Below are 19,463 nucleotides of genomic sequence, written 5' to 3' on the forward strand. Positions count from 1 at the left end.
AGGTCGGTGGCCTGGGGGGTGAGGGCGGCGATGCCGCGCTGGGGTTTGCCGCCGAGGCTGATGACGATGTGGTGGTGGATGCCGAGTGTGCCGACGGTGGGGTTGCCCAGGTAGATGATGGTGTGGCGGGCCAGGTCCAGGGCGGCGATGGCGGCGCGGACCGCGACGGTCTTGCCGACGCCGACCTCGCCGGTGATCACGCCGAGGGCGTGTTCGGCGACGCACCAGGTGATGCGGGCGATGGCTTCGGCGTGGGCGGCGTGCCGGTGGAGCATGCCGGGGGCCAGGTCACGGCCGAACGGGGTGCGGGTGAAGCCGTAGTGGGCTTGCAGGCGTTCGATCATGACTGCTCCTGGTGGCCGGGGCGGGCGTCGGCGGTGACGTCGGTGGCGGCTTGGTGGGCTCGGGCGGCCAGGCCGGGATCGCGGGTGTCGTTGGCGGCGGCGATGCGGGTCAGCAGGTCGGCTTTGGCGGCCTGGTAGGCGGCCTGTTCGTCAGGGTCACGCTGTTCGGGGTGGGTGGTGGTCAGGCGGCGGCACCAGGCCAGCAGGTAGGCGATCTCGGTGAGGGTCGCTGGGGCGGACGGCCTCGGGTCGGTGGGCGTCATTGCCGGTCACTGTCCTGTTCGCCTCCGGTGTCGTTGCTGGCGTCGCTGTGGTGGGCGGTGGGGGTGGGGCCGGGATCGGTGTCGCCGGTGCGGGGTGGCGGCCCCGGCTCGAACAGCGCCGAATAGTTGATCTTCTCGGCGAGTCGTTCGTCGTGGGCGGCGCCCATCAGCGCGAGGTAGTCGATGCCGGTCGGCGCGGGTTCGGTGTGCTCGCCGAGTGTCTCGGGCCGGGCCTTGGGGTGGGAGTGGCGTTTGATGGTGAACGGCAGCGCCGCGCCGAAGGAGCGGCCTTCGTAGCGGACCTCGACCAGGTTCAGGTCGAAGGGGTCAAAGACCAGCTCGACTTGCCGTCCGACCAGGGCGGCGTCGACTTGGTAGGTGTTGCCGTGCAGGGAGACGGTGGCGGTCTTGGCGACCACGCGCAGCTGGCTCCACTTGAACGCCTCGCGCAGCTGGGCCGGGGTCGGGCGGGGCAGTGGCTCGGTGATGCCGTGCTGCCAGCGTTTCAGCGGCGCGGCTCCGGTCTGGGAGTGGACACGAACGTGGTAGTCGGTCTCGATCCAGGCCACCAGCAGCCGGTTCAGCCCGGCCAGGTCATCGGCTGCGGTGGTGGCGTCCCCGCCGAACTCGACCAGGAATTGCTCGCGCACGGTGCGGAAGAACCGTTCGATCTTGCCCCGGCCCTGGGGCCGGCCCGGGGTGGAGTGCACCAGTTTGATCCCCAGGCTGGCGCAGCCGCGCAACAGCCAGGAGTCGACGAACGCCGAGCCGTTGTCGACATAGACGCTGTCGGGGACGCCGCGGGCGGCCAGTGCGGGGCGCAGCGCCGCCGCGAGGCGGACGACGTCCTCGCTGAAGCCGAACCGGGCGGCCATCACGGCCCGGGAGTGGTCGTCGATGAAGGCGAACAGGTAGGTCTTGCGGCCGCCCAGCAGCGGGCCGTGCAGGGCGTCGCCGGTCCACAGTTCGTTGGGGCGGGTGGCCTCGAACCGGCCGAATGCCTCCGTCTCGGCCGCGGGTAGGCCGCCCAGTTCTTCGCGTTCGAACAACCGCTGCAGGGTGCGGGTGGAGGGCGCCCACCCCTGTGCGGCGATCATGATGCGGCGGACCTGGGCCGCCGTCCGTTCCGGCTTTTCCCGTTTCAGGGCGGCGGCCAGCTCCAGGACGTGCGCGTCGGTGCGCAGTGGCACCTTGGCCGGGACCGGGACCAGTGCCTCGAACCCGCCCTCGCGCCACCAGCGCACCCACCGGTCCAGGGTGTTGCGCGAGATGCGCATGGTGTTGCCGAACGGGTCGGTGTGGGTCGCCTGGGCCAGTGCGCGGGCCCGGACGCCGCGCTGGCGGGTCGACAGGGCCGGGTCGATCAGGTCCTGGATCACTTCGTAGCGGAACAGGGCCATTCGGCGGGCTCGCTCGGCGCGCCGGCGGGCTTCCTCGTCGGCTTTGGTCACCTTCGCCTCCTCGATGAGATACGGGGACGGATCCCCATCGAAGATGACTCAAAGTAGTCGATCATGACAGTATGTGGTTGGTGTTGATCGGTCCAGTCATGATCGACGGTGCCAGCAACGTCCCCCGGGTGATCGCGCAGACCATCTCCCACCGCGACAACGTGGTGACCGCCGCCGCCCACCGATCCCGCACCGCCTGCATCGCCGCCGCGATCGCAGCCACCGCATCGGCCACCGGCGGCCCGGCCGCCCCGACCGGGAGTTCGCCCTGCAACTCCACCGCCAGCACCGTAAAAATCTGCCGCACCTGCTCGGCCCGCCCAGCAAACCGGCCCACCCAGCCGCGCACCGTCGCCACCGCTCGACCCAACCGGCGAGCGACCTGCCCGCAGCCCATCCCCGAGGCCACCGCCAGCAACGCCGAACCGATCACCGCAACCGCATCCCGCCGCCGCAACAGCACGCTGACCGGCAACAACACATGAGAGGCCGCGCATCCCGCGCAGCGGGCCCGCCGAGGCCGCAACCGCCAGGCGATCTTCCCGACACCGAATACCAGCCGCGATCGCGCATACCCCCAAGGCGCCAGCCGTCCCCCACATCCCGGGCACTCCAGCAGCCCGGCCTTCAACTGCCGCTCGACCTGCAGCGCATCCTTGCCTACCGTGAGCACAGCGCCTCCGTGCGCACCCACGGCCCTCCCGCAGACCCCTGCCAAGGACATCGGGAGGGCCGTTGCCGATCCCGACGTGTTCACGTTGGCGTCGCACACGAGCGAGGGACAACCCCCGCCGGGCATCCTTTACCGTCCTCATGCCCGACGACGCGAACGGCCCTCTACGTCCTCACAAGGAAAGTCGTCCAACACTTGGGGCTCACGGTCCTTGATCTCCTGCCCGACGGTGACGACCCCGCTCCTGTCGTCGACCGACTGAGGACCGTGGCCACCGGGGTGGGCGGCGCGAACGCGGCACGCGAATCCCTTGCCCATCCCGGGTTCCTGAATGGGCTGTCTGGCGGACAGGCGGCAGAACTCATGGAGATCGTAGAGTCATTCACGCTTGCCCAGTCAGTACTCTCACCCGAGTCGCGGACCAATCTCGTTGCATCGGTGAAGATCGGTGAGGCCGCTGCGATACGACAACTTGAGATCGAGCGCCCGGATGTCAAGCAAAAGACATAAGCCGCGCATCAAATCGCGGCGCATCCATTCCTCCGCGTCATTTTTCTGCGCTCGTAGGCATCCGGGGATGGTGTCTTCCCCCTGGCCCCGGCGGAGTCCCGCGTGACCATCAGTGCGTCAGCGGCGAGCTGGTCTGCGCCGATATCATGGTACTGCCCAGAACCATCGTGACATCCTCATACGCGCAGGACTCAATCCGGAGCTTCGGCGCGGAGACTCGAGTCGGCCCGGCTCCTCAAGGCGCAGGCTGAGGGATCTGGGCATTTACGTTGACACGGCCTTTTTAAAGCGGCTCTATGTCCTGTTTTTCATAGAGCACGCCACATGCGCCGTTGATTTTGGATATCAGGGTACGTGGTCGAATTCTCCAGCCTTGACCCCGTTGAGGAAGGCGTTCCACTCGTCAGGAGTGAAGTAGAGGTGCCCGCCCTGGGGGTTCTTGCTGTCTCGGACGGCGAATCCGCCAGCATGCCGCGCGACCTGAACGCAGTTCCCGCCGGTCGAGTCGCTGTATGACGACTTCTTCCACGCGGTCAGATTTGGCTCTTCCATTCTTCTGCCACCTTTGAAATGTATGCTATGGATTCCTTCTTCGTTAGCGCGTCTGCTCGATAGACATCGAACATGCGCCGTACGCGAACCAAGTCCTCAGTGGCTTCGACCACTTCGCTTCTCAGTGCGTTTCCCAGATATGCGACCTCACCACTGTCGAAGGATGCGATGGCGAACGCCGCATTGAATCGAGCGCATACGTGAGCAGATGCCGGGATAATCTGAACGATGATCCGGTTGTCACCTTGCTCTGCCAGATGAATGAGATGTTCGAATTGGCTGACCATAACCTTCGGACCACCGACGTTGTTCCGGAGTACGCTCTCCGCTATGAGCGCCACGAGCGTTGGTGGCTCATCTTCCTTGGTAAGGATGCATTGTCGCGCTATGCGCGCAGCCACCATGTCCTCTAGGTCGGCATTATGTTCGCCCGCCCGCAGAACGGCTCTGGCGTAGTCTTCCACTTGAAGCAGGCCAGGTATCACAGCGAGCTCAAATGACCACAGGGCCGTTGCGCGGCTTTCGACTTCCAGCCATCGGCCGAACCATTCTAGAGGTACTACCGCCTTGACGAAATTCTCGCGGAACCTGACAAGCACTCCGCTCATGCCGAAGAGGTCGTCAAGCTTCTCCATGTCATCGGTCGTGGGAACACGGCGTCCGGTTTCCCACAGTTTGATCAGGCTCTCACTCACATAAAGCCTGCCAGCCAGTGCCGTGCGGGACATCCCCTTCGCCTCCCGGGCACGCCGCAATTCCTGTGCCAAGAACATGCGAGCGTTGCCGCCGTTGCCGACCATGACTCGTTACCTCTCGTTACACCTCAGATCGTGAGGGTTGTAAACCCTCCGTGCTCATGAATCGGTCCCATTTCATCATGCTGCCCTGTCAATGTCAGGGGTACCGGGAACCGAAAACCAGCAGGTGAGCGGGGTTGCCGCACCCTCGCGGCTCCGCCCTTACCCGCAAGGTTGTCAGGAATCTGGCCACGACGATCTGGTCGTCGGAACCGGCTGGCACATCCCCACGCGACGGCCTCGCATGCTCCTCAGCAGACATCCCAAACCGGACGACAGCCACCTGACCAAAACTAAGGACGGCACCACGATGACCCCCTACCAATTCCTCGGCAGCCTTGAGCTGCCCTGCGAGACAACCGCGGTCCCAACAGCCCGCCATTTCGTCCGCGACGTTCTCACAGGAACCGGATTCGACCGCATTGACGACGCGGAACTCCTGGTCAGCGAACTGGCGGCAAACTCCGTTCGCCACGTCGGCAGCGGGCTGGCGGTGGCTGTCACTCGCAACTTCGCCAACATTCTGATCGAGGTCACCGATTTGGGCTCCCCTACCAGCGCGCCTCACCTCCAACCGCCACCAGACGGCGAAGGACCGGGCGGATTCGGGCTCGTGCTCGTCGACCAGCTCGCCTCGGCGTGGGGCTCCTACGCGCAGGGCGGCTGCCAGGTGACGTGGTTCACCCTGTCTCACCCCGGCGCCGCCGCGCTCTGCGGCCAGGGACCGACGACCCACGACCAGGTCTCGGCCCTCTTGCGTTCGGCACGTGGTGTGGCCCGTTCCCTACCCCGCCGCCCGCACGCCGACATTCTGCCTGCAACATACCCAGAGTTGGTGGCAACCCTGGGAGAACGATCATGACGGGCCAGGTGAAAGGCCAGATCAGTGCCGGACTCCAGAGGAAGGACGAGCCTAGCTGGGTCGTTCTGAGCATCCTCTCCCGGGAGATTATGGAGGACCTGGCTCGGCGGATCGAGGATGGGGAGTTCGCCGAGGACACTCGGGTGCCCGGTGTCCAAGAACTCCGGAACACCTACGAGGTGCCTGGCTCAGTCGTACGGTCTGCCCTGCGGGAGTTGGCCGACCGCAGGTACATCCGTCATGTGCCGGGCCAGGGCTACATCGTCGGTGTGCCAGGAGCCAGCCCGGTGTCGCCGCGAGACGATGACCCAGGCGCGGTCAAGACGTACGTCATCCGGCCTTGGAGCGACCGCCTCCCGATACCTGGCGCCGATGTGCTGCTGACGCGGCGGAAGGCTACCGGCAAGAGCACGACCAGGGAGCGTACAGCCGAAACCGGCCCCCTTCGCGTTCTCGCCGGCCCTGCTGCCGTCGAGCGAGAGATCGGCATCTGCATCTTCACGCAGGTCGCCGACATCATGGCCGAGCGAATCGACACCGGAGTGTTCTCCTCCGGCGAGCGGTTCGCCAGCCTGGCCGAGCTACGCCGGGAGTTCACGGTCTCGGACGCCACCGCCCGGAGGGTCCTGCGGGACCTGACCGACCGGGGCCTGATTCACACGATCCCGGGGCGGGGCACATTCACCGGCCCACCCGATGCCGGGCACCCCCGTCCCCAATATCAGCAGATCGCCGCCGATCTTGCCGGGCAGATCTATTCGGGCCAGATCCCGATCCACCATGTGATTCCCACGCGTACGAAGTTGAGAGTTCGGTACGGCGTTAGCGATCACACCGTTGGTGAGGCGATCAGCCTGCTCAGATCTCTGGGATGGGTGATACGCGCTCTCTACCGCCGCCCTGTGGCCGCGCCTCCCTTTTGCTGGCCGGTGTCGCCGGGCGACCCCGTCGCGTCATAGTCGGGCACTCGCTTGTGTTTGACGTGGTTTGTAAGGCGGTACCCGTCCTCTGGGAATCGTAATTGAGATGGATGCGCCTTGCCGGCGAGGCCCGCCGCCTTAAGTAAGGCTGCTAGTGCTGCTTCCCGATCGCACGCTTTGATGATGGTACTTGCGAGTTCCGCCAATTGGCGCCGTCCGAGAAAGTGGAGGTGGGTGGCGCCCCCTCCGGGGATTGGCATTCTTGATAATCTGTATTCTCTTTCGATGGCTTGGTTCTGGAGAGATTGGGATAAGCCGGAGGTGACATAGCCAACTCCTCCGGAGGCGTCTGATGATTCGGAAGATGATTCCAGGTAATGGTAGGGTTGGGCATTTTGGGCGGCTGGTCCTCCATCTTCATCTCGGGGCCATTGTCGGCCTATTTGGCAGCGGGCAGTCCATAGCCTGGGCGAAGGCGGATCCGTACTGTCCTTCGGTTTCGAAGCAGGCTCGGCAGACCTATGACATCGACAAATGGTGTGCGGCGGTCAACAAGGACATCCGCGAGGGTCGTGTCCCGGATCTTGCTAAGCGACTGGAGGAGTCGAGGCGGCGTCCAGGAGGTCATTCCACGATGCAGTCAGCGGATAGACGAGGGCAGCCAAGTTCAGACAAGACAAGCAAGACGCCTGCTTCTGGTGCAGGCCGGACAGCGAAAGCGGGTTCAGAAGACCAGAGCCCAGCAGATCGATCCTTGCGGCAATCGGATGGGCAGTCACGACCTGGCAATGGCCAGGGGTGGCCGCTGCAGCCGGTAAAAGTGATCTTGGATCCCGCCGATAACGAGCGAGAAGGACGTCGTAGAACAGATACTCGGCCAGGGAACCGCAAGAATCAGCGACCACTCCCTGCGCCTATCACCTCGGCCCCGTCGCTCTCGACGGGCGATCGCCACTCTGAAGCGGACGGTGGTCCTGCTGCACCTGCCGTCAGCGTTGATCACGAAGGCAGTTCAACACCGATTGCCGGTGGCGCACTTTTCGTCTTCGTCGTGACGATGCTCTCTATGTTGATGCTGCGTCAGCGTCGCTTGCATGCCAATAAAGGAGGTGCATCCCTGGGAATCCTGGGCGCAGGGTTCAGCGGAAATGCCCGGACCAGCGTTACATCCGCTGTGGAGCCTCCCCACGCCTCCCAGCCGACAATTGATTCGTCCGCTGATGTCACCACGACCCTCGACCCGACCAACGTGCAGAGCCCTGAGCCAGATGCCCCGCTTGTGCCGCCGATGGTCGATGTTCCTCGGAAGAACGGCTCACTTGTGGCAGCGCCTCTGGCCCTGGCAGAAGTTCCGGTTTCTGCGGATTCCCGCAAGGTGAAGGTCGACATCTTGGGGCCGGTGCGAGTGCTGGCGTCCGGGCGGGAGGTGAGCTTCGGCCGAGCCGAGGGACGAGACATGTTCGCCCTGCTGGCGACGTCCAATGAGGGGGAACTGACCCAGACGATCATCGACACGCTGTGGCCCGATGAGGGGGAGCGAGGCGCTCGGCGACTGGAGTCGGCGATTCGGGATGTGAATGCGGCCATGCGGCACGCGACGGGCCTGGCGGCCGAGGTGAGGTTCGTCGTAAAGACAGGAATGCGACGGCGACTGTCCGCGGCCTACTTCGACGTGGACTGGTGGCGGTTCGAGGATGCCTACCGGCGGGCAAGCTCCACCGCCGATGACGCGACACGGATGGAGGCGCTTCGCCTGATGGTGGGCTTGTACCAGGGGGAACTTCTGGATGGTCGTGACGACCTCTGGTGTGTTTCCCCTCGTCAGGCCGCTATGACGCAGGCGGTGAATGCCGCAGCCCGCTTGGCCGAGTTGGAGCGCAAGACCGATCCTGACCGGGCGTTGGATGTGCTCACGCACGCGGTGGAACGAGTCGATCGGCACAGCGAACTGCTGTGGTGCCAACTCATGATGATCCAAGGCGAGCTTGGCCGGCTGCCCGCACTTCGCCGATCCTTCGAGCTACTTACCGTTCGGCTGTCGGAGATCGACGCCAAGCCGAGCGCGCCGGCCCGGCAGATCTTCCAGAAGTTTCTGAACTGACGGATCCTGCTGCGGAGCGATGAGGCCCTGGCGACGATGTCAGGGCCTCATTCGGCTTCCTCAAGAAGCGCGCCGCGGTCGCGGAGGGCGTACCTCGCGATGTTCGCGGGGGCGACGAGACGGGCGGGGTGTGTCTGGTAGATCTGGGCCAGCAGGCGGAGCGCGAAGATCGAGGGACGCCGTCCGGAGTCGGGCCACGCCTCGTAGTCATAGAGACGGCTTTCGCGCAGCGTGCTACGGCCAGGGTCGCGTTGGGCATAGGCCGCGACGACCTGGGTGGCGGTGAGTCCTGTGGCGTAGCGGTACAAGCGAAGCGGACTGAACGGATAGTCGAGGCCGAGAACGATGGCGACCTGGTCGATAGTGAACCCTTGTCGACGCAGCAGACGGCCTCGCTGGCGGCACTCGATGAGCGTTTGGTAGCCCTTACCGGCCACAGTGATCATGTCCTTTCCATGGATAAGTGCGCTGATGGTTCTTGGGATCGGCCGGGGCACGGTAGGCCGGTTGCAGCGAGAGGCTCAAGCTTCTGGCCGGGATGGTCGACGGGCTGTCACCGGGACCACCGGGGCCGCCATGCACGCTGTTTTCGCAGTTCAGGGGGTTCTTGTGGTGGCGAAGCGGTGGCGGGCGATGTGGGGATGTGATTCGGGCGGGGAGGTGGTGGATGGTGCTGGCCACTCCCGGAACGGCCGGGGGGTCACGGAGGTGACCATCGGTGAATCACCACCAACACGGGCAGCAGGCCGAGCACCCCGCCGGACGCGGTGGCGATAAGAAGGCGGTTAGTCCGTCAGCGGACAGGTTTCCGGAACCCTTGCCCCGCCAGGTGATGCCGAGTATTCGATCTCGACGCATCTGGGGCGACATGCTGTGGCGGCGGACGTTTCCGGGCCAAGGTGATCAAGCCGCACCCGCACGTCGTTTCGTCAGAGAGCTTCTCCTGGACACTGAGCGGGCTGACGACGCCGAATGGATCGCGGCCGAGTTGGTCAGCAACGCGTTGCGGCACACCCGTTCGAGGGAGGCGTGCGGGTACTTCGTGGTCGAGGTACTGCGAGGAGTGCATGAAGTGCGGGTCGCCGTCTATGACCTGGGAGGGTACGGCTCGCCCAAGCTGGGCGCGGCTGCGGCGGAGCAGTTGAGCGAGAGTGGGCATGGCCTGCCGGGAGTCTCGGCGTTGGCGATCAACGTCGGAGTTGGCGGAGACCCGATCAGCGGACATGTGGTCTGGGCACAACTCGCTCTGAACCCGGCTGAGGAAGCGCACGGGCAAGCCGCACGTCGGAGGGGGAATGCACGACCCCCGGAGATCGACGATCTACACGGCCAGGTGGCCTTCGTACCAGATCGCCTTGAGCATGAGCTGGCGTTCGAGCCCGACTCGCGCGACGCTGTACCGCTGAGGGACCAGCTATCCGAGCAAGCGGAAGTGCCGCCTTCAGGTGATCCGCAGCCAGCTGTCAGGCCGGGAAGGAAGGACGGGCGAGTATCCGGATCCTCCCATGCGGCTACGGGAGGCATCGTGACCCATGAAGCGGACCAGGTGTCCGCGTACGGGCAGGAGCCGTGGGCCCAAAGAGAGCTGCAATCTCTTCGCCGAGAATGGGGCGACTGGGCATTCTTGGTAGTGCGCTACCGGTGGATCGCACTGTACGGCGCGAAGGTCATGATGTCAGCTCCGGGTCCGGGCGAATTGCGTGCGGCGCTTCCCCCGGCCGTTGGTTACGATCCCACCGCTCCCAGTGGGGCGGCGTCTGATCCGGGTTCCGAGAGCGACGTATCATTTGCAAGATGCCGGGCCTCCCAGGCCGTTGATTCGGTGAAATCAAGCGGAATTCTGGCGGGCGGTCATAACGCGCAGGCGGCGTTGCCCGCACGGCGGACGAAAACGGGTTCCTTTGCGGTTGTGGAGAATTCGCGCGAGAACGCTCAATGGTGGCAGCTGTCTTGGTGGCGCCCCCGCCGACGTGGACGTCAGCCCAGACCTAACAATCGAGCGGACCCCGCTCAGCGGCACGAGTGCCGGAACCATTCAGGTAAGGAGCCAGGGCGGCATAAGAGACCGGTCCGGCTTGCAGGCCGATCGATCGTCCGGGCTTGACATCCGGCCCGGAGATGGGGGTCGATTCATCCGTAGGGGCGAAGCTGATCGACCAGGGGGCACCGGTTCCGTCTTGGAGACGAGGCGGGACCGCTCCTCGGCCAAGGGCCGTGAAGGGGATGAGCTTCCCGGGTGTCGCTTTCGCTGAGCAGACTCGATCGTCCTCGGAAAGTTCGCTGTCTCGACCGGTGTGGCGTTTTGCCGTTGCAGTCGGTGCGGCGGTTGAGAGCGACTCATCGGCGGGATCGCATCCTCGCACGTGAGGCCGGTTTCCTGTGATGCGGTGGCTGCCCCGACTCGCCCAAGGGCGAGGTGTGAAATATGTGCGCGGCTTCGTCGTGGTGCGACTCCCTGGATCATCTGGCTGTGGTTCCCGCCGTTGACTACTTTCTCTCTCCGTCGCCTGGCCCTCGCCGGCCAGCTGGCCGGCCCTCGCTCGGTGCGCGGCAGCCTCGTGGCACAGCGGGAGCAGAACCTCGCCCACCCCGGTGACCTCGGGGCTTCATGATCCTCATGGCGTGTCCGGGCTCACGGTGCGCGTACGTGAGCGACGTCCACGAGTACCCCTGGAGCTTCCCGCGTCCGGGTTATACGTCTGTTCTCCTTGTAGGCGCGTGAACGGTGATTGGCGTCAATCTGAAACGCCGTAACGCTACGCGTAATCCTATTTGCCAATAGGACAATACGGGGTCGTCCGCTGTCGTTCGGGTAATTCCGTACGACCTGCTTCCGTGCGTATGTCAAGCCTACTGGATTGACTTTATCGCGAGGCGCGCGAGCAGTTCATCGGGAGTCTGATTAGGTAAGCCTCTCCAGCCGTGGCGGCTATAAAAAAAGTCGCGAGTTCGCTTGCAATGGGTGACGACGCGAGACATGGTCGAGCCGCAAACGAAAACGCGCCGGACACACGGGCCGGAACGTAACCGGAAAGGGGAACCGTCAATGACCATTCACGCCACCGAAATTCGCGCCATGGAAAGCGCGCCCGCCGACCTCGCGGGCATCACCGACACCGACGTTCCGACCCACGCCCCGGACATCGCGCCCCACGTCGCCGACACCGTCGCTGCGCCGATGCAGGACGGGCAGGCGGGCGAGGGAACGAACGCCCGTCAGGACGCGGTGTGGAGGGCGCTGATGGCCAGCCCTGGTGGGTCGGCTACGGAGATTGGGGTCGCGGCCGGGCTCAGCCGGGCTATGACCAGCAAGATCCTTAACGGATGGGAATCAGAAGGGCGGGTCGTTCGCACTCCGGGCGGCAACGATGGTCCGAACCGAACCCGGACCCCCGACCGCTGGCACCCGATCTCACACGCGCCGGGAACCACCGACGAGCACGTTCCGGATGCGGACGAGACTCCCACTGACACGGGCACCCCAGATGACCTTGAGACCGCGACCGAGTCACAGACCGGCCTGGTCACTGGCCCCGACCTTAGCGCCGCCACCGACACCGTCCCCCACGAGGTCACCGACAGCAACGTCGGCGACCATCCCGAGGAGGGCGATGCGGAGTCGGCCGACGAGCCGTCCGCCTACCTCGACGGGCAAACGGAGCTTGAGGAGGCGACGGACGGGCCGGATGCCGAACATGCCCCGGCGGACGTGATCCCATCCGACGCCGTACCCGACAGCGAGCCCGAGGTGGGCGCGGACACGGCGCTCGACGAAACGCCGCAGCAGGATGCGGATGAGCCGACGGCGGTCGAGGATCCGGAATGGGCGCAGGCACGGGCCGAACTGCTGGAGTTGGCCGATCTGATCCTGGGGGCGGTCACCGCCAAGGACGGCAACGATGACGCGGTTATGGCGTTGGGCCGGTTGGAGATGGCCATGGCGAAGGCGTCTCAGGTGCACCGTAGCGCCCGCGCGGTGCTGACCGGCACCACCAACGCGCCCGTCCGTACGGCACCCCGGCCCGGCGCGGGTAGCGGTGGGGGAGGGGTCCGTCCGGGGATGCTTCGGGATCGGGTGTTGGGCCATCTGATCGAGCACCCCGGTAAGGAGTTCACCCCGTACGAGATCGGGCGCGTTCTGGACGCCTCCTCGGGTGCCGTCGCCAACGCGTTGGACCGGTTGGTCAGTCTGGATCAGGCGCAGCTGACGTGTGAGCGGCCTCGCCGATTCGCCGCGCCTACCTCGGCCCTCGGCGACTGACCGCCCCGGCGGGCGGGTCTGCCACGGCCCGCCCGCCCAGGTCCGGCCCTTGAGCTTGCCCGACCTGGCTATCCGACAGAAACCCCGCATACCACCCAGTCCGTCATTCACCACCCCGATTCACCTGCCCAAGGAGGCCCTGTCATGGCTCACGAGATTGAGATCTTCGACAACGGTTCGGCCGGTTTCGCCGCCGCTGGTAAGCCCGGCTGGCATCGGCTCGGTTACACCGCGCCTGGTCCGATGACCGCCGAGGAGCTTCTCACGAACGCCCAACTCGCCGGATGGAACGTCCGGAAGGTTCCCGTCGGCGCGGTTCCTGACCCTGTCACCGGTCAGGTCGTCACCGCCGACGAGGACTTCCTGGTCGTCCGCACCAACCCGGTAACCGGGGAACCCGAACGGTTGGGCATGGTCGGCAAGGACTACAAGGTCGTACAGAACGAGGAGGTCACCGACTTCCTCCAGACGCTGGTGGACGAGTCGGGAGCCATCTTCGACACGGGCGGCTCGCTGAACGGCGGACGCCGGGTGTTCATCACCATGCGCATGCCCGAGCCGCTCATGGTGGGCGGGTTCGACCAGATCGACCTCTACCTGGCCGCGTTCTCCCGGCACGACGGCTGGGGCGCGTTCAGCACGGTTGCGACGCCGGTACGCGTGGTGTGCGCCAACACCGAACGCGCCGCTCTGCGCAACCACGCCGCCAAGTTCACCGTCCGGCATACCGGCAACATCGCCGGACGGATCGCTGAGGCCCGCGAGGCACTCAAGCTGACCTGGCGTCATGGCGAGGCGTTCGCTGCCGAAGCCGAGAAACTCCTCGCCACCCCGATGGACCTCAAAGAGTTCCGCCAGTTCACGGCGGTCCTGCACCCCTTGCCCTCCGACGCCAAGGACCTCACCCGCAAGAACCACGAGTTGGCGATGCGGGAACTGGAGTGGCTGTTCGCGGCGGCTCCGACCCAGGAGCCCATCCGCAACACGCGGTGGGCCGCTTACAACGCGGTCACCGAGCGCCTGGATCACAAGAGCCCGGTGATCGGCAGCCGCGATGTGAAGGTCGTTCGCGCCGAGCGTGCCCTGCTGGACGACCACGCCAACACCAAGATCAAGAACCGCGCTTTCCAGCTGCTGACCGCCTGACAGGTCCCGACAGCGGCGTCGGTCCACCGGCCTGGACAGGAGGGCGCGGTGGACCGGCACCCCGACCGGCCTGCGTGCTGACCCACCGACGGGCCCTAATCCGCCAGCCCTCATTGGGGCTCCGTTCGACCCTGCCTGACCCAGGCGGGGCACGGCAACCCGTTCCCAGTACAGGAGAGACCACATGACCCCGATCGTGAACATGGCCAAGAACCACTACATCCAGGCTTCCTTCGAGTGGTGCGAGGCAACCGGCAAGATCGCCTTCGCTTCCGACGAAGGCGAGGAGGTCCGTGCCGAGGACTTCAACCGCCTGGCCCTCGCCCAGTTCTCGTGCGTTTGGTGGCGGGATGTGGTCCAGCGGATCGATCACGAAGAACTCGACGGGGCCGAAGCCATCCTGCGTACCCGGCGTGATGCCGAACGCAGCCTGCTTCGTCGGAGCATCTGCTACGGCGAGTTGTTCGCCCAGGCCATGGAACAGGCCCGCCGTCAGGCGGCCCTGCAGTTCCTGAAGACCACCCAGGAACTCGCCGACGCCGTGACCAACAGCGCTCCGTCGTCCCCCCAGCCAGCCATCCCCGCAACCGTCCCCTCAACGTCCGCCGACGACGCGGCGACGCAGGCCAGCGGGCGCAATGACACGTGATCTGAGCCCCAAGCGCCACCCCACCTGCCCCGGATCGTCACTGACCAGAAAGGACCCGCACGTGGACTCCAGTCCCCCTGGGGAATCTCCCGCCAATGCGCCCGATGAGACCACGCCCGAAGCGACGCCCATAGCGGTTAGCGGCGCGGAGATCAGCCCGAACGCCTGGCTGCACTCCCGGACGTGCGAGGCGATCGACGGCGCTCGGCGTATCTCCTACGCCTCGGCCGATCAGGCGTGTTCGGTGCTTCAGCGCGGTGATCGCATGACCTCCGAGGTGTTGTTCAGCGCCGCTCATGCTCAGGCGCTGGACGCCTGGTGGGGGCTGATCGCCGACCAGATCGACTTCAACGAGGCGGTTCCCGATCATGCGCTGCGCCGGATTCGGTCTTGGGCACGCCGCTATCTGACGGCCGAACCGGCCGCCACCGAGCCCGGAACCCTTTTCGATCACGCTCTCGCCCATGTCTCACGCGCTGCCGCCCGCCACTTCCTCCAAACCAGCGGCCGACTGCTCGTCGAACACGCCAACCGGCGTGAGCGTACAGCCCGGGAGCAGGAATCGCAGACGACGGCGAAGCGCCAGCAAGCTCCAGACCCCACACCCAGTCCCGGCTCCGGAGACGCAAACGCCCAGGACAGCCACCGAACGGAAAGGACGTGAACGCCATGAGCGGGCCATTCGCGGAACAGACTCCCGACCACACCGCTGCCGCAGCCGCGCGGGGCTTGGGCGCGTATCCACTGCTGACGGCGGCCGAGCACGCGATACACGATTACGAGCAGACCGCGCACGACCTTGCGCGCCGGATACTGCGAGGCCAGCGGGTCACCGCACGTCACCTTGTCTCCGGGCTACGCGCTCAGACCCTGAGCGTCTGGTGGCGCATGATCGCTCGGCACGGCCGGGAAGAAGTTCTCGACCCAGCCCATGTCCTGACGAGGTACGCCTCCTGGATCAGCGGTTACCTGCTGGGCGACGTCGCGGCCCCCGCCCTGTCCATCGGCGAGGTCATCGCTGACCCTGCCCTCGCGGAGGAGGACTTGGCGCTGATGCACATCGACTGCGGATTCGCTCTCGTCCTGAGCTCGGCCGCCCGGGAGTTCCTCGCGAGAGCATCCGGCTTCTCGCCGGCCGGTCTCGCGGAGGGTCTTCCGCCAGATGCCGAAGATCCCGCCGACCGGCGAGGGCGTGATGGGTCACAACCGCCGACCGCAGGGCTGACATCTGATGTCGAGGCAGGTCAGCAATGAACCGGGGCGGCGGCTGGGTGAACGCGGACGCCACGGCGGCTCTCGGAGGGCAAGACCACGCGCGGGCGGCGGAGGTGGAGTGGTTTCAGATGCTGGCCTGGCGCTGGAACGTCTCGCAAGCGAAGCAGATCACGGCTGGACGTACACCGAACGGGGTCATCACCACCGCTGAGTGGAGGGGGATGCTGCGGATGGTCGTCATCGATGAGATCCACGCCGAGAGCGTGGATCTGTCCGAGCCGCTGATCGCGGTACCGGTGCCCAGCGGAGGGCCATTGATCATCGATGGCTGGCACCGCCTTCACAAAGCTCTCAGCAGCGAAACCGAGACCCTCCGCGCTCACCTGCTGAGCGTGGACGAAGAGCTGACCTGCCGCATGTTCGGTGGGGAGAAGGGCCACGGCTGGCGGTAGCCCGGCCCGGTGGCGCAGGTGGTCTGCCCCGGTCACACGTCCTTGGCGTGGTGGCCGGGGCACGCCTCCTGCACTACCGGTCTGCGGTTCAGACATCAGGAGAGCGGAAACCCCGCAGCGGTGCTGCGCGACCGACTCGAACGGCTCAGGGGCGACTTGCGAGCCGACCAGCCGCTTTGCGTTGATCGTACTGTCACCGCCGTCATGGGTCACAACTACCGGCACAGATCTCAACCATGATCGTGAATTGTCAGGTGGAGTACTGGCAGAGTGTCTCCTAGCCGAGTGAGCGCTGACCTGGATGAGAATGAATCCCAGACAACTGCTTACTCTCCGAGGCGGTCAACGTGGCGATTCCTGACTACCAGACGGTGATGCGACCAGTACTCGCACTCCACAGCGACCACGCCGAGCATCGCCGACGCGACCTGGTAGCGGCGATCAGCAAGGAATTCCGCCTGACCGGCGCAGAAGAGTCCGAGGTCCTGCCCAGCGGGCAGAACACGGTCCGCAGCCGAGTGGAGTGGGCGGTGACGTACCTCGCCAAGGCCGGTTTGCTCGATCGCACCGGCCGAGGGTCGACCCAGATCACCGAACGCGGCCTAACCGTGCTCAGCGACCACCCGTCCCGGGTGGACAACAACGTTCTGCGCGCCTTCCCGCAATTCCAGGAGTTCCTCGGCCGCAAGCGGGAGACGGTGCCCGTTCCGGCCGCAGTCGAGGACATCCCACCTCGCGAGGCGATCCCGCCGCTGGTGGACAACTGGCATCGGGCGGTAGCCGCAGACCTGCTCGATCGCCTCCGCGCCGCACCGCCGCAGTTCCTGGAACGAGCGGTGCTCAAGCTTCTGATCGCCATGGGGTACGGCGGCCCTGTGGGCAGCGTGGTCCATCTCGGCGGCTCGAATGACGGCGGCATCGACGGATTGATCCGCAAGGACCCGCTCGGCTTGGAGGTCGTCTACGTGCAGGCCAAGCGGTACAGGGAGGACGTTACCGTTCAGCGGCCGGCTGTGCAGGAGTTCGTCGGCGCCTTGCACGGCAAGCAGACCGACCGCGGCATCTTCGTCACCACCAGCCGCTTCTCGCCGGGAGCGATCGAGTACGCCGCCAGTGTGCAATCGCGGATCATCCTGATCGACGGCCAAGAGCTCGGCAGACTCATGGTGGAGTACGGCTGCGGCGTCCAAACGGGCGACACGATCTTGCTTAAAGAAGTCGACGAGGATTTCTTCGAAGACTGAGGAACCGCCCCCTTGCCAACCTGTCATCGACGTCTGGCGGGCGCTGTTGCCGCTCATGCCTGAAAATGACCGTCGGATGGCGGAAAACCATTGCTCACCGCATCCGCCGGACGCCCGTCGGGATGGTGGGCGGCTGGCCGGGTGAATCCGATGAGGTCACCGCGACGGTAAGAGCTGATCTTGACTGTTTCGCGCCGGTTCGGCGCGTGGATCATCCGGCCCTTGCCGATCACGAGACCGACGTGCCCGGGACCGTCCGACTTCATGTTGAAGAACACCAGGTCACCGGGCTGCTCCTCCCCGGCAGGTACGGGTACCCCATGCCGCCATTGATCGGCTGCGACCCTGGGAATGGAAATCCCGGCCGCCTGGAAAGCGCGCATGGTGAGCCCGGAGCAGTCGAAGGCGTCAGGACCTTCCGCGCCCCATCTGTACGGCTTGCCGAGTTGTGCGTGTGCGTACGCGATGACCGCAGCCTCCTGCTCTCCCGGGAGCAGCATCACGCAGGAGCCGGCGAGTCGGTCAACGGTGTATTGGGCGAGCGCCTCCCACTTCGCGTACGCCTCGGGGAACGCCGACCGCTGCACGGCCTGTGCCGCCTCCGTCAAGGGAAGGCGCTCCCAGCGAGGCACCTTGACGAGCCGGATGTAGAACTGGCGGGCCGCGTACGCGGGGTCAAGGATCTGCTCCGCGGTACCCCAGCCATGGGACGGCCGCTGATGGAAAAGGCCGAGCGAATCGAGATGCCCGTACCGCAGGTTACGCAGGTGGGATTCCTGTAGCGCTGTGGCGACGGCTATCACGGCCGCACGTCCAGGGAGCCCCAGATCCAGGCCGGTCTGAACGATGACGGCGGCGTTCCCCTGCTGCTCCTCATCCAATTCCGTCACCTGAACAGGTCGAGGCTGCGCGGATGAAGCCGCGACCGGCGAGTTCTCCCGCATGCCTGCTGTCACTGTGAGCAGACAGCTCCCGCCTCCGGGATGCGCGGAGGTGGTCAAGAGGCTGGTGGCCGCCGCAAGAAAGGCGAGGACAACAAGCAGCAGGAGAACGGCGCCGGCCGCGGCCGACTTCATCTTGTGGCACCTCTTTCTGCCGAGGTTGGGCCAGTCACCGGTCAGGCGGTGAATTCGTCCTGGCCGGGGCGTGTCAGCTGTGGCCAGGCGTCGGCGAGTTCGGCCAGCCGGAGCCGGGGCTGCTCTTCGCCGATCGGGAGCCAGATTGCTCCGGCTGGCCCGTGGTCCAGACCGGTGTGGACGGCGGTGGCAACCGGAATCTCGGTGTGGACGAGGAGCTTGCGCAGGTTGGCTTCCCTGGCTCGGCTGGGCAGCCACAGGAGGACGGGCGTCATGATGCCGGTCGCCTCGGCGAGGCTGGCGTAACCGGGCAGCTTCGCGGTGACCTTGGCGAGCGCTTCGCTCCCCGTGTCGTATTCGAGGAAGAAGTCGATTTCCTTGCCCTTCTCCCACCAGCGCCCATAGGCGTCGGGCCGGGCGAGGTCGCCCCAGAGCTTGGCGCAGCGGCGTTCCGCCCACCACTGCCTGACCTCGGCGCTGCCGTCGCTGTGGCGGGCATGGTGGTGGAGGTCGGCGAAGAAGTCGTTGACGCCCACCTGGTGCGCGGCCTTGGTGGAAACCGAGATGGCCATGGCCAGGTCCGGGTGGTAACCGAGTTCCTTGACCGTGGTGTCCGCCTTGAGGGCCAGCAGTTCAGCTCCCGTACGGCCGAGAACCCAGTGGTGCGGTGCGGAGCCGCCGTAGGGAGTCCAGGGCCGGAAGCGGGTGATGGTGTGCAGCTTGTGCAGGACTCCCAGGCGGCGCCGGGTGGGCTGGGGGAGGGTGAAGAAGATTCGCTGGATCTGGTGGGTGGTCAGGACGCGGTGCTCGTACAGGAAGGTGAGGATGTCGTAGTCGCGCGGGGTGAGACGTGCGGCGAGTTCGGCCATGGCGGTGGCGTCGAATCGGGGCAGGCCGAGCGGGATACGGGACATGGGCACAGGTCCTCCGAAAACGAGAGTGATCAT

General features: G+C 65.8%; 21 protein-coding genes. 12 read left to right on the forward strand and 9 right to left on the reverse strand.

What is annotated here, in order from left to right; all coding sequences use genetic code 11:
• The 4 genes from Acor_RS42280 to Acor_RS20270 all read right to left on the reverse strand — a co-directional run.
• Positions 1-344: hypothetical protein (locus Acor_RS42280; protein ID WP_218034384.1), on the reverse strand; the 344-nt coding region annotated here is incomplete at its 3' end.
• Complete coding sequence (locus Acor_RS20260; protein ID WP_155338274.1) at positions 341-607, reverse strand: hypothetical protein; 267 nt, start codon at positions 605-607, stop codon at positions 341-343. The genes Acor_RS20260 and Acor_RS42280, both read right to left, overlap by 4 nt.
• Positions 604-2,058, reverse strand: coding sequence for a DDE-type integrase/transposase/recombinase (locus tag Acor_RS20265; RefSeq protein ID WP_218034385.1), 1,455 nt, complete (start codon positions 2,056-2,058; stop codon positions 604-606). Before Acor_RS20265 ends, Acor_RS20260 begins: the two co-directional genes overlap by 4 nt.
• 61 nt (positions 2,059-2,119) lie before the next feature.
• Positions 2,120-2,731 carry a hypothetical protein gene (locus Acor_RS20270; protein WP_155338275.1) on the reverse strand — a complete coding sequence of 204 codons (612 nt, stop codon included), beginning with the start codon at positions 2,729-2,731 and terminating at the stop codon, positions 2,120-2,122.
• 195 nt (positions 2,732-2,926) lie between these two features.
• Between Acor_RS20270 and Acor_RS20275 the strand changes: the two genes are divergently transcribed.
• Positions 2,927-3,241 carry a hypothetical protein gene (locus Acor_RS20275; protein ID WP_155338276.1) on the forward strand — a complete coding sequence of 105 codons (315 nt, stop codon included), beginning with the start codon at positions 2,927-2,929 and terminating at the stop codon, positions 3,239-3,241.
• Positions 3,242-3,586: 345 nt separating this feature from the next.
• Here Acor_RS20275 and Acor_RS20280 read toward each other — a convergent pair whose 3' ends face one another.
• The gene (locus Acor_RS20280; protein WP_155338277.1) at positions 3,587-3,793 is read right to left on the reverse strand and encodes a DUF397 domain-containing protein; all 207 of its coding nucleotides are present in this window, start codon (positions 3,791-3,793) and stop codon (positions 3,587-3,589) included.
• Positions 3,775-4,593: a helix-turn-helix domain-containing protein gene (locus tag Acor_RS20285; protein ID WP_155338278.1), complete on the reverse strand. Its 819-nt coding sequence runs from the start codon at positions 4,591-4,593 to the stop codon at positions 3,775-3,777. The genes Acor_RS20280 and Acor_RS20285 overlap by 19 nt, the downstream gene beginning before the upstream one ends.
• Positions 4,594-4,900: 307 nt before the next feature.
• Here Acor_RS20285 and Acor_RS20290 point away from each other — a divergent pair, with 307 nt between their 5' ends.
• The 3 genes from Acor_RS20290 (at position 4,901) to Acor_RS42285 (ending at position 8,473) form a co-directional block, all read left to right on the forward strand.
• A complete protein-coding gene (locus Acor_RS20290) occupies positions 4,901-5,452 on the forward strand; it encodes an ATP-binding protein (RefSeq protein ID WP_170317006.1) in 552 nt (183 codons plus the stop codon).
• Entirely contained in the window at positions 5,449-6,411 is a 963-nt protein-coding gene (locus Acor_RS20295; RefSeq protein WP_155338280.1) for a GntR family transcriptional regulator, read from the forward strand. Before Acor_RS20290 ends, Acor_RS20295 begins: the two co-directional genes overlap by 4 nt.
• 1,027 nt (positions 6,412-7,438) lie before the next feature.
• Positions 7,439-8,473: an AfsR/SARP family transcriptional regulator gene (locus Acor_RS42285; RefSeq protein WP_170317008.1), complete on the forward strand. Its 1,035-nt coding sequence runs from the start codon at positions 7,439-7,441 to the stop codon at positions 8,471-8,473.
• Positions 8,474-8,520: 47 nt separating this feature from the next.
• On the opposite strand, the gene Acor_RS20305 is transcribed toward Acor_RS42285, so the two are convergent.
• Positions 8,521-8,919 (reverse strand): hypothetical protein, encoded by a 399-nt coding sequence (locus tag Acor_RS20305; RefSeq protein WP_155338282.1) that lies wholly within the window; start codon positions 8,917-8,919, stop codon positions 8,521-8,523.
• Between the two features lie 422 nt (positions 8,920-9,341).
• Here Acor_RS20305 and Acor_RS46340 point away from each other — a divergent pair, with 422 nt between their 5' ends.
• From Acor_RS46340 to Acor_RS20340, 8 genes are all read left to right on the forward strand, one after another.
• A complete protein-coding gene (locus Acor_RS46340) occupies positions 9,342-10,577 on the forward strand; it encodes an ATP-binding protein (protein ID WP_422664823.1) in 1,236 nt (411 codons plus the stop codon).
• Positions 10,578-11,519: 942 nt separating this feature from the next.
• Positions 11,520-12,734 (forward strand): hypothetical protein, encoded by a 1,215-nt coding sequence (locus Acor_RS20310; protein ID WP_155338283.1) that lies wholly within the window; start codon positions 11,520-11,522, stop codon positions 12,732-12,734.
• Positions 12,735-12,878: 144 nt separating this feature from the next.
• Positions 12,879-13,880 carry a DUF932 domain-containing protein gene (locus tag Acor_RS20315; protein WP_155338284.1) on the forward strand — a complete coding sequence of 334 codons (1,002 nt, stop codon included), beginning with the start codon at positions 12,879-12,881 and terminating at the stop codon, positions 13,878-13,880.
• A 184-nt stretch (positions 13,881-14,064) separates the two neighbouring features.
• Positions 14,065-14,529 carry a hypothetical protein gene (locus tag Acor_RS20320; protein WP_155338285.1) on the forward strand — a complete coding sequence of 155 codons (465 nt, stop codon included), beginning with the start codon at positions 14,065-14,067 and terminating at the stop codon, positions 14,527-14,529.
• A gap of 61 nt (positions 14,530-14,590) precedes the next feature.
• Positions 14,591-15,193 (forward strand): hypothetical protein, encoded by a 603-nt coding sequence (locus Acor_RS20325; RefSeq protein ID WP_155338286.1) that lies wholly within the window; start codon positions 14,591-14,593, stop codon positions 15,191-15,193.
• Between the two features lie 5 nt (positions 15,194-15,198).
• The gene (locus Acor_RS20330; RefSeq protein ID WP_155338287.1) at positions 15,199-15,783 is read left to right on the forward strand and encodes a hypothetical protein; all 585 of its coding nucleotides are present in this window, start codon (positions 15,199-15,201) and stop codon (positions 15,781-15,783) included.
• 89 nt (positions 15,784-15,872) lie between these two features.
• Positions 15,873-16,196: a hypothetical protein gene (locus Acor_RS20335; RefSeq protein WP_155338288.1), complete on the forward strand. Its 324-nt coding sequence runs from the start codon at positions 15,873-15,875 to the stop codon at positions 16,194-16,196.
• Between the two features lie 347 nt (positions 16,197-16,543).
• Positions 16,544-17,440 (forward strand): restriction endonuclease, encoded by an 897-nt coding sequence (locus Acor_RS20340; protein ID WP_155338289.1) that lies wholly within the window; start codon positions 16,544-16,546, stop codon positions 17,438-17,440.
• Between the two features lie 53 nt (positions 17,441-17,493).
• Here the strand turns inward: Acor_RS20340 and Acor_RS44480 are convergent, their stop codons facing one another.
• Together Acor_RS44480 and Acor_RS20350 are read right to left on the reverse strand one after the other, a co-directional pair.
• Positions 17,494-18,516, reverse strand: coding sequence for a C40 family peptidase (locus Acor_RS44480; RefSeq protein ID WP_155338290.1), 1,023 nt, complete (start codon positions 18,514-18,516; stop codon positions 17,494-17,496).
• Positions 18,517-18,557: 41 nt separating this feature from the next.
• The gene (locus Acor_RS20350) at positions 18,558-19,430 is read right to left on the reverse strand and encodes a replication-relaxation family protein (RefSeq protein WP_170317009.1); all 873 of its coding nucleotides are present in this window, start codon (positions 19,428-19,430) and stop codon (positions 18,558-18,560) included.
• Positions 19,431-19,463 lie beyond the last annotated feature (33 nt).

The sequence above is a fragment of the Acrocarpospora corrugata genome (assembly GCF_009687845.1).
In the GTDB taxonomy this organism is placed as follows: Bacteria; Actinomycetota; Actinomycetes; order Streptosporangiales; family Streptosporangiaceae; genus Acrocarpospora; species Acrocarpospora corrugata.

Excerpts from the sequence above, each read along its gene's own strand:
- Acor_RS20350 (WP_170317009.1), bottom strand. The coding sequence starts at position 19,430 with ATGTCCCGTATCCCGCTCGGCCTGCCCCGATTCGACGCCACCGCCATG.
- Acor_RS46340 (WP_422664823.1), top strand. The coding sequence starts at position 9,342 with ATGCTGTGGCGGCGGACGTTTCCGGGCCAAGGTGATCAAGCCGCACCC.
- Acor_RS20290 (WP_170317006.1), top strand. The coding sequence starts at position 4,901 with ATGACCCCCTACCAATTCCTCGGCAGCCTTGAGCTGCCCTGCGAGACA.
- Acor_RS20285 (WP_155338278.1), bottom strand. The coding sequence starts at position 4,593 with ATGGTCGGCAACGGCGGCAACGCTCGCATGTTCTTGGCACAGGAATTG.
- Acor_RS42285 (WP_170317008.1), top strand. The coding sequence starts at position 7,439 with ATGTTGATGCTGCGTCAGCGTCGCTTGCATGCCAATAAAGGAGGTGCA.
- Acor_RS20315 (WP_155338284.1), top strand. The coding sequence starts at position 12,879 with ATGGCTCACGAGATTGAGATCTTCGACAACGGTTCGGCCGGTTTCGCC.
- Acor_RS20305 (WP_155338282.1), bottom strand. The coding sequence starts at position 8,919 with ATGATCACTGTGGCCGGTAAGGGCTACCAAACGCTCATCGAGTGCCGC.
- Acor_RS44480 (WP_155338290.1), bottom strand. The coding sequence starts at position 18,516 with ATGAAGTCGGCCGCGGCCGGCGCCGTTCTCCTGCTGCTTGTTGTCCTC.
- Acor_RS20260 (WP_155338274.1), bottom strand. The coding sequence starts at position 607 with ATGACGCCCACCGACCCGAGGCCGTCCGCCCCAGCGACCCTCACCGAG.
- Acor_RS20310 (WP_155338283.1), top strand. The coding sequence starts at position 11,520 with ATGACCATTCACGCCACCGAAATTCGCGCCATGGAAAGCGCGCCCGCC.
- Acor_RS20335 (WP_155338288.1), top strand. The coding sequence starts at position 15,873 with ATGCTGGCCTGGCGCTGGAACGTCTCGCAAGCGAAGCAGATCACGGCT.
- Acor_RS20320 (WP_155338285.1), top strand. The coding sequence starts at position 14,065 with ATGACCCCGATCGTGAACATGGCCAAGAACCACTACATCCAGGCTTCC.
- Acor_RS20280 (WP_155338277.1), bottom strand. The coding sequence starts at position 3,793 with ATGGAAGAGCCAAATCTGACCGCGTGGAAGAAGTCGTCATACAGCGAC.
- Acor_RS20295 (WP_155338280.1), top strand. The coding sequence starts at position 5,449 with ATGACGGGCCAGGTGAAAGGCCAGATCAGTGCCGGACTCCAGAGGAAG.
- Acor_RS20330 (WP_155338287.1), top strand. The coding sequence starts at position 15,199 with ATGAGCGGGCCATTCGCGGAACAGACTCCCGACCACACCGCTGCCGCA.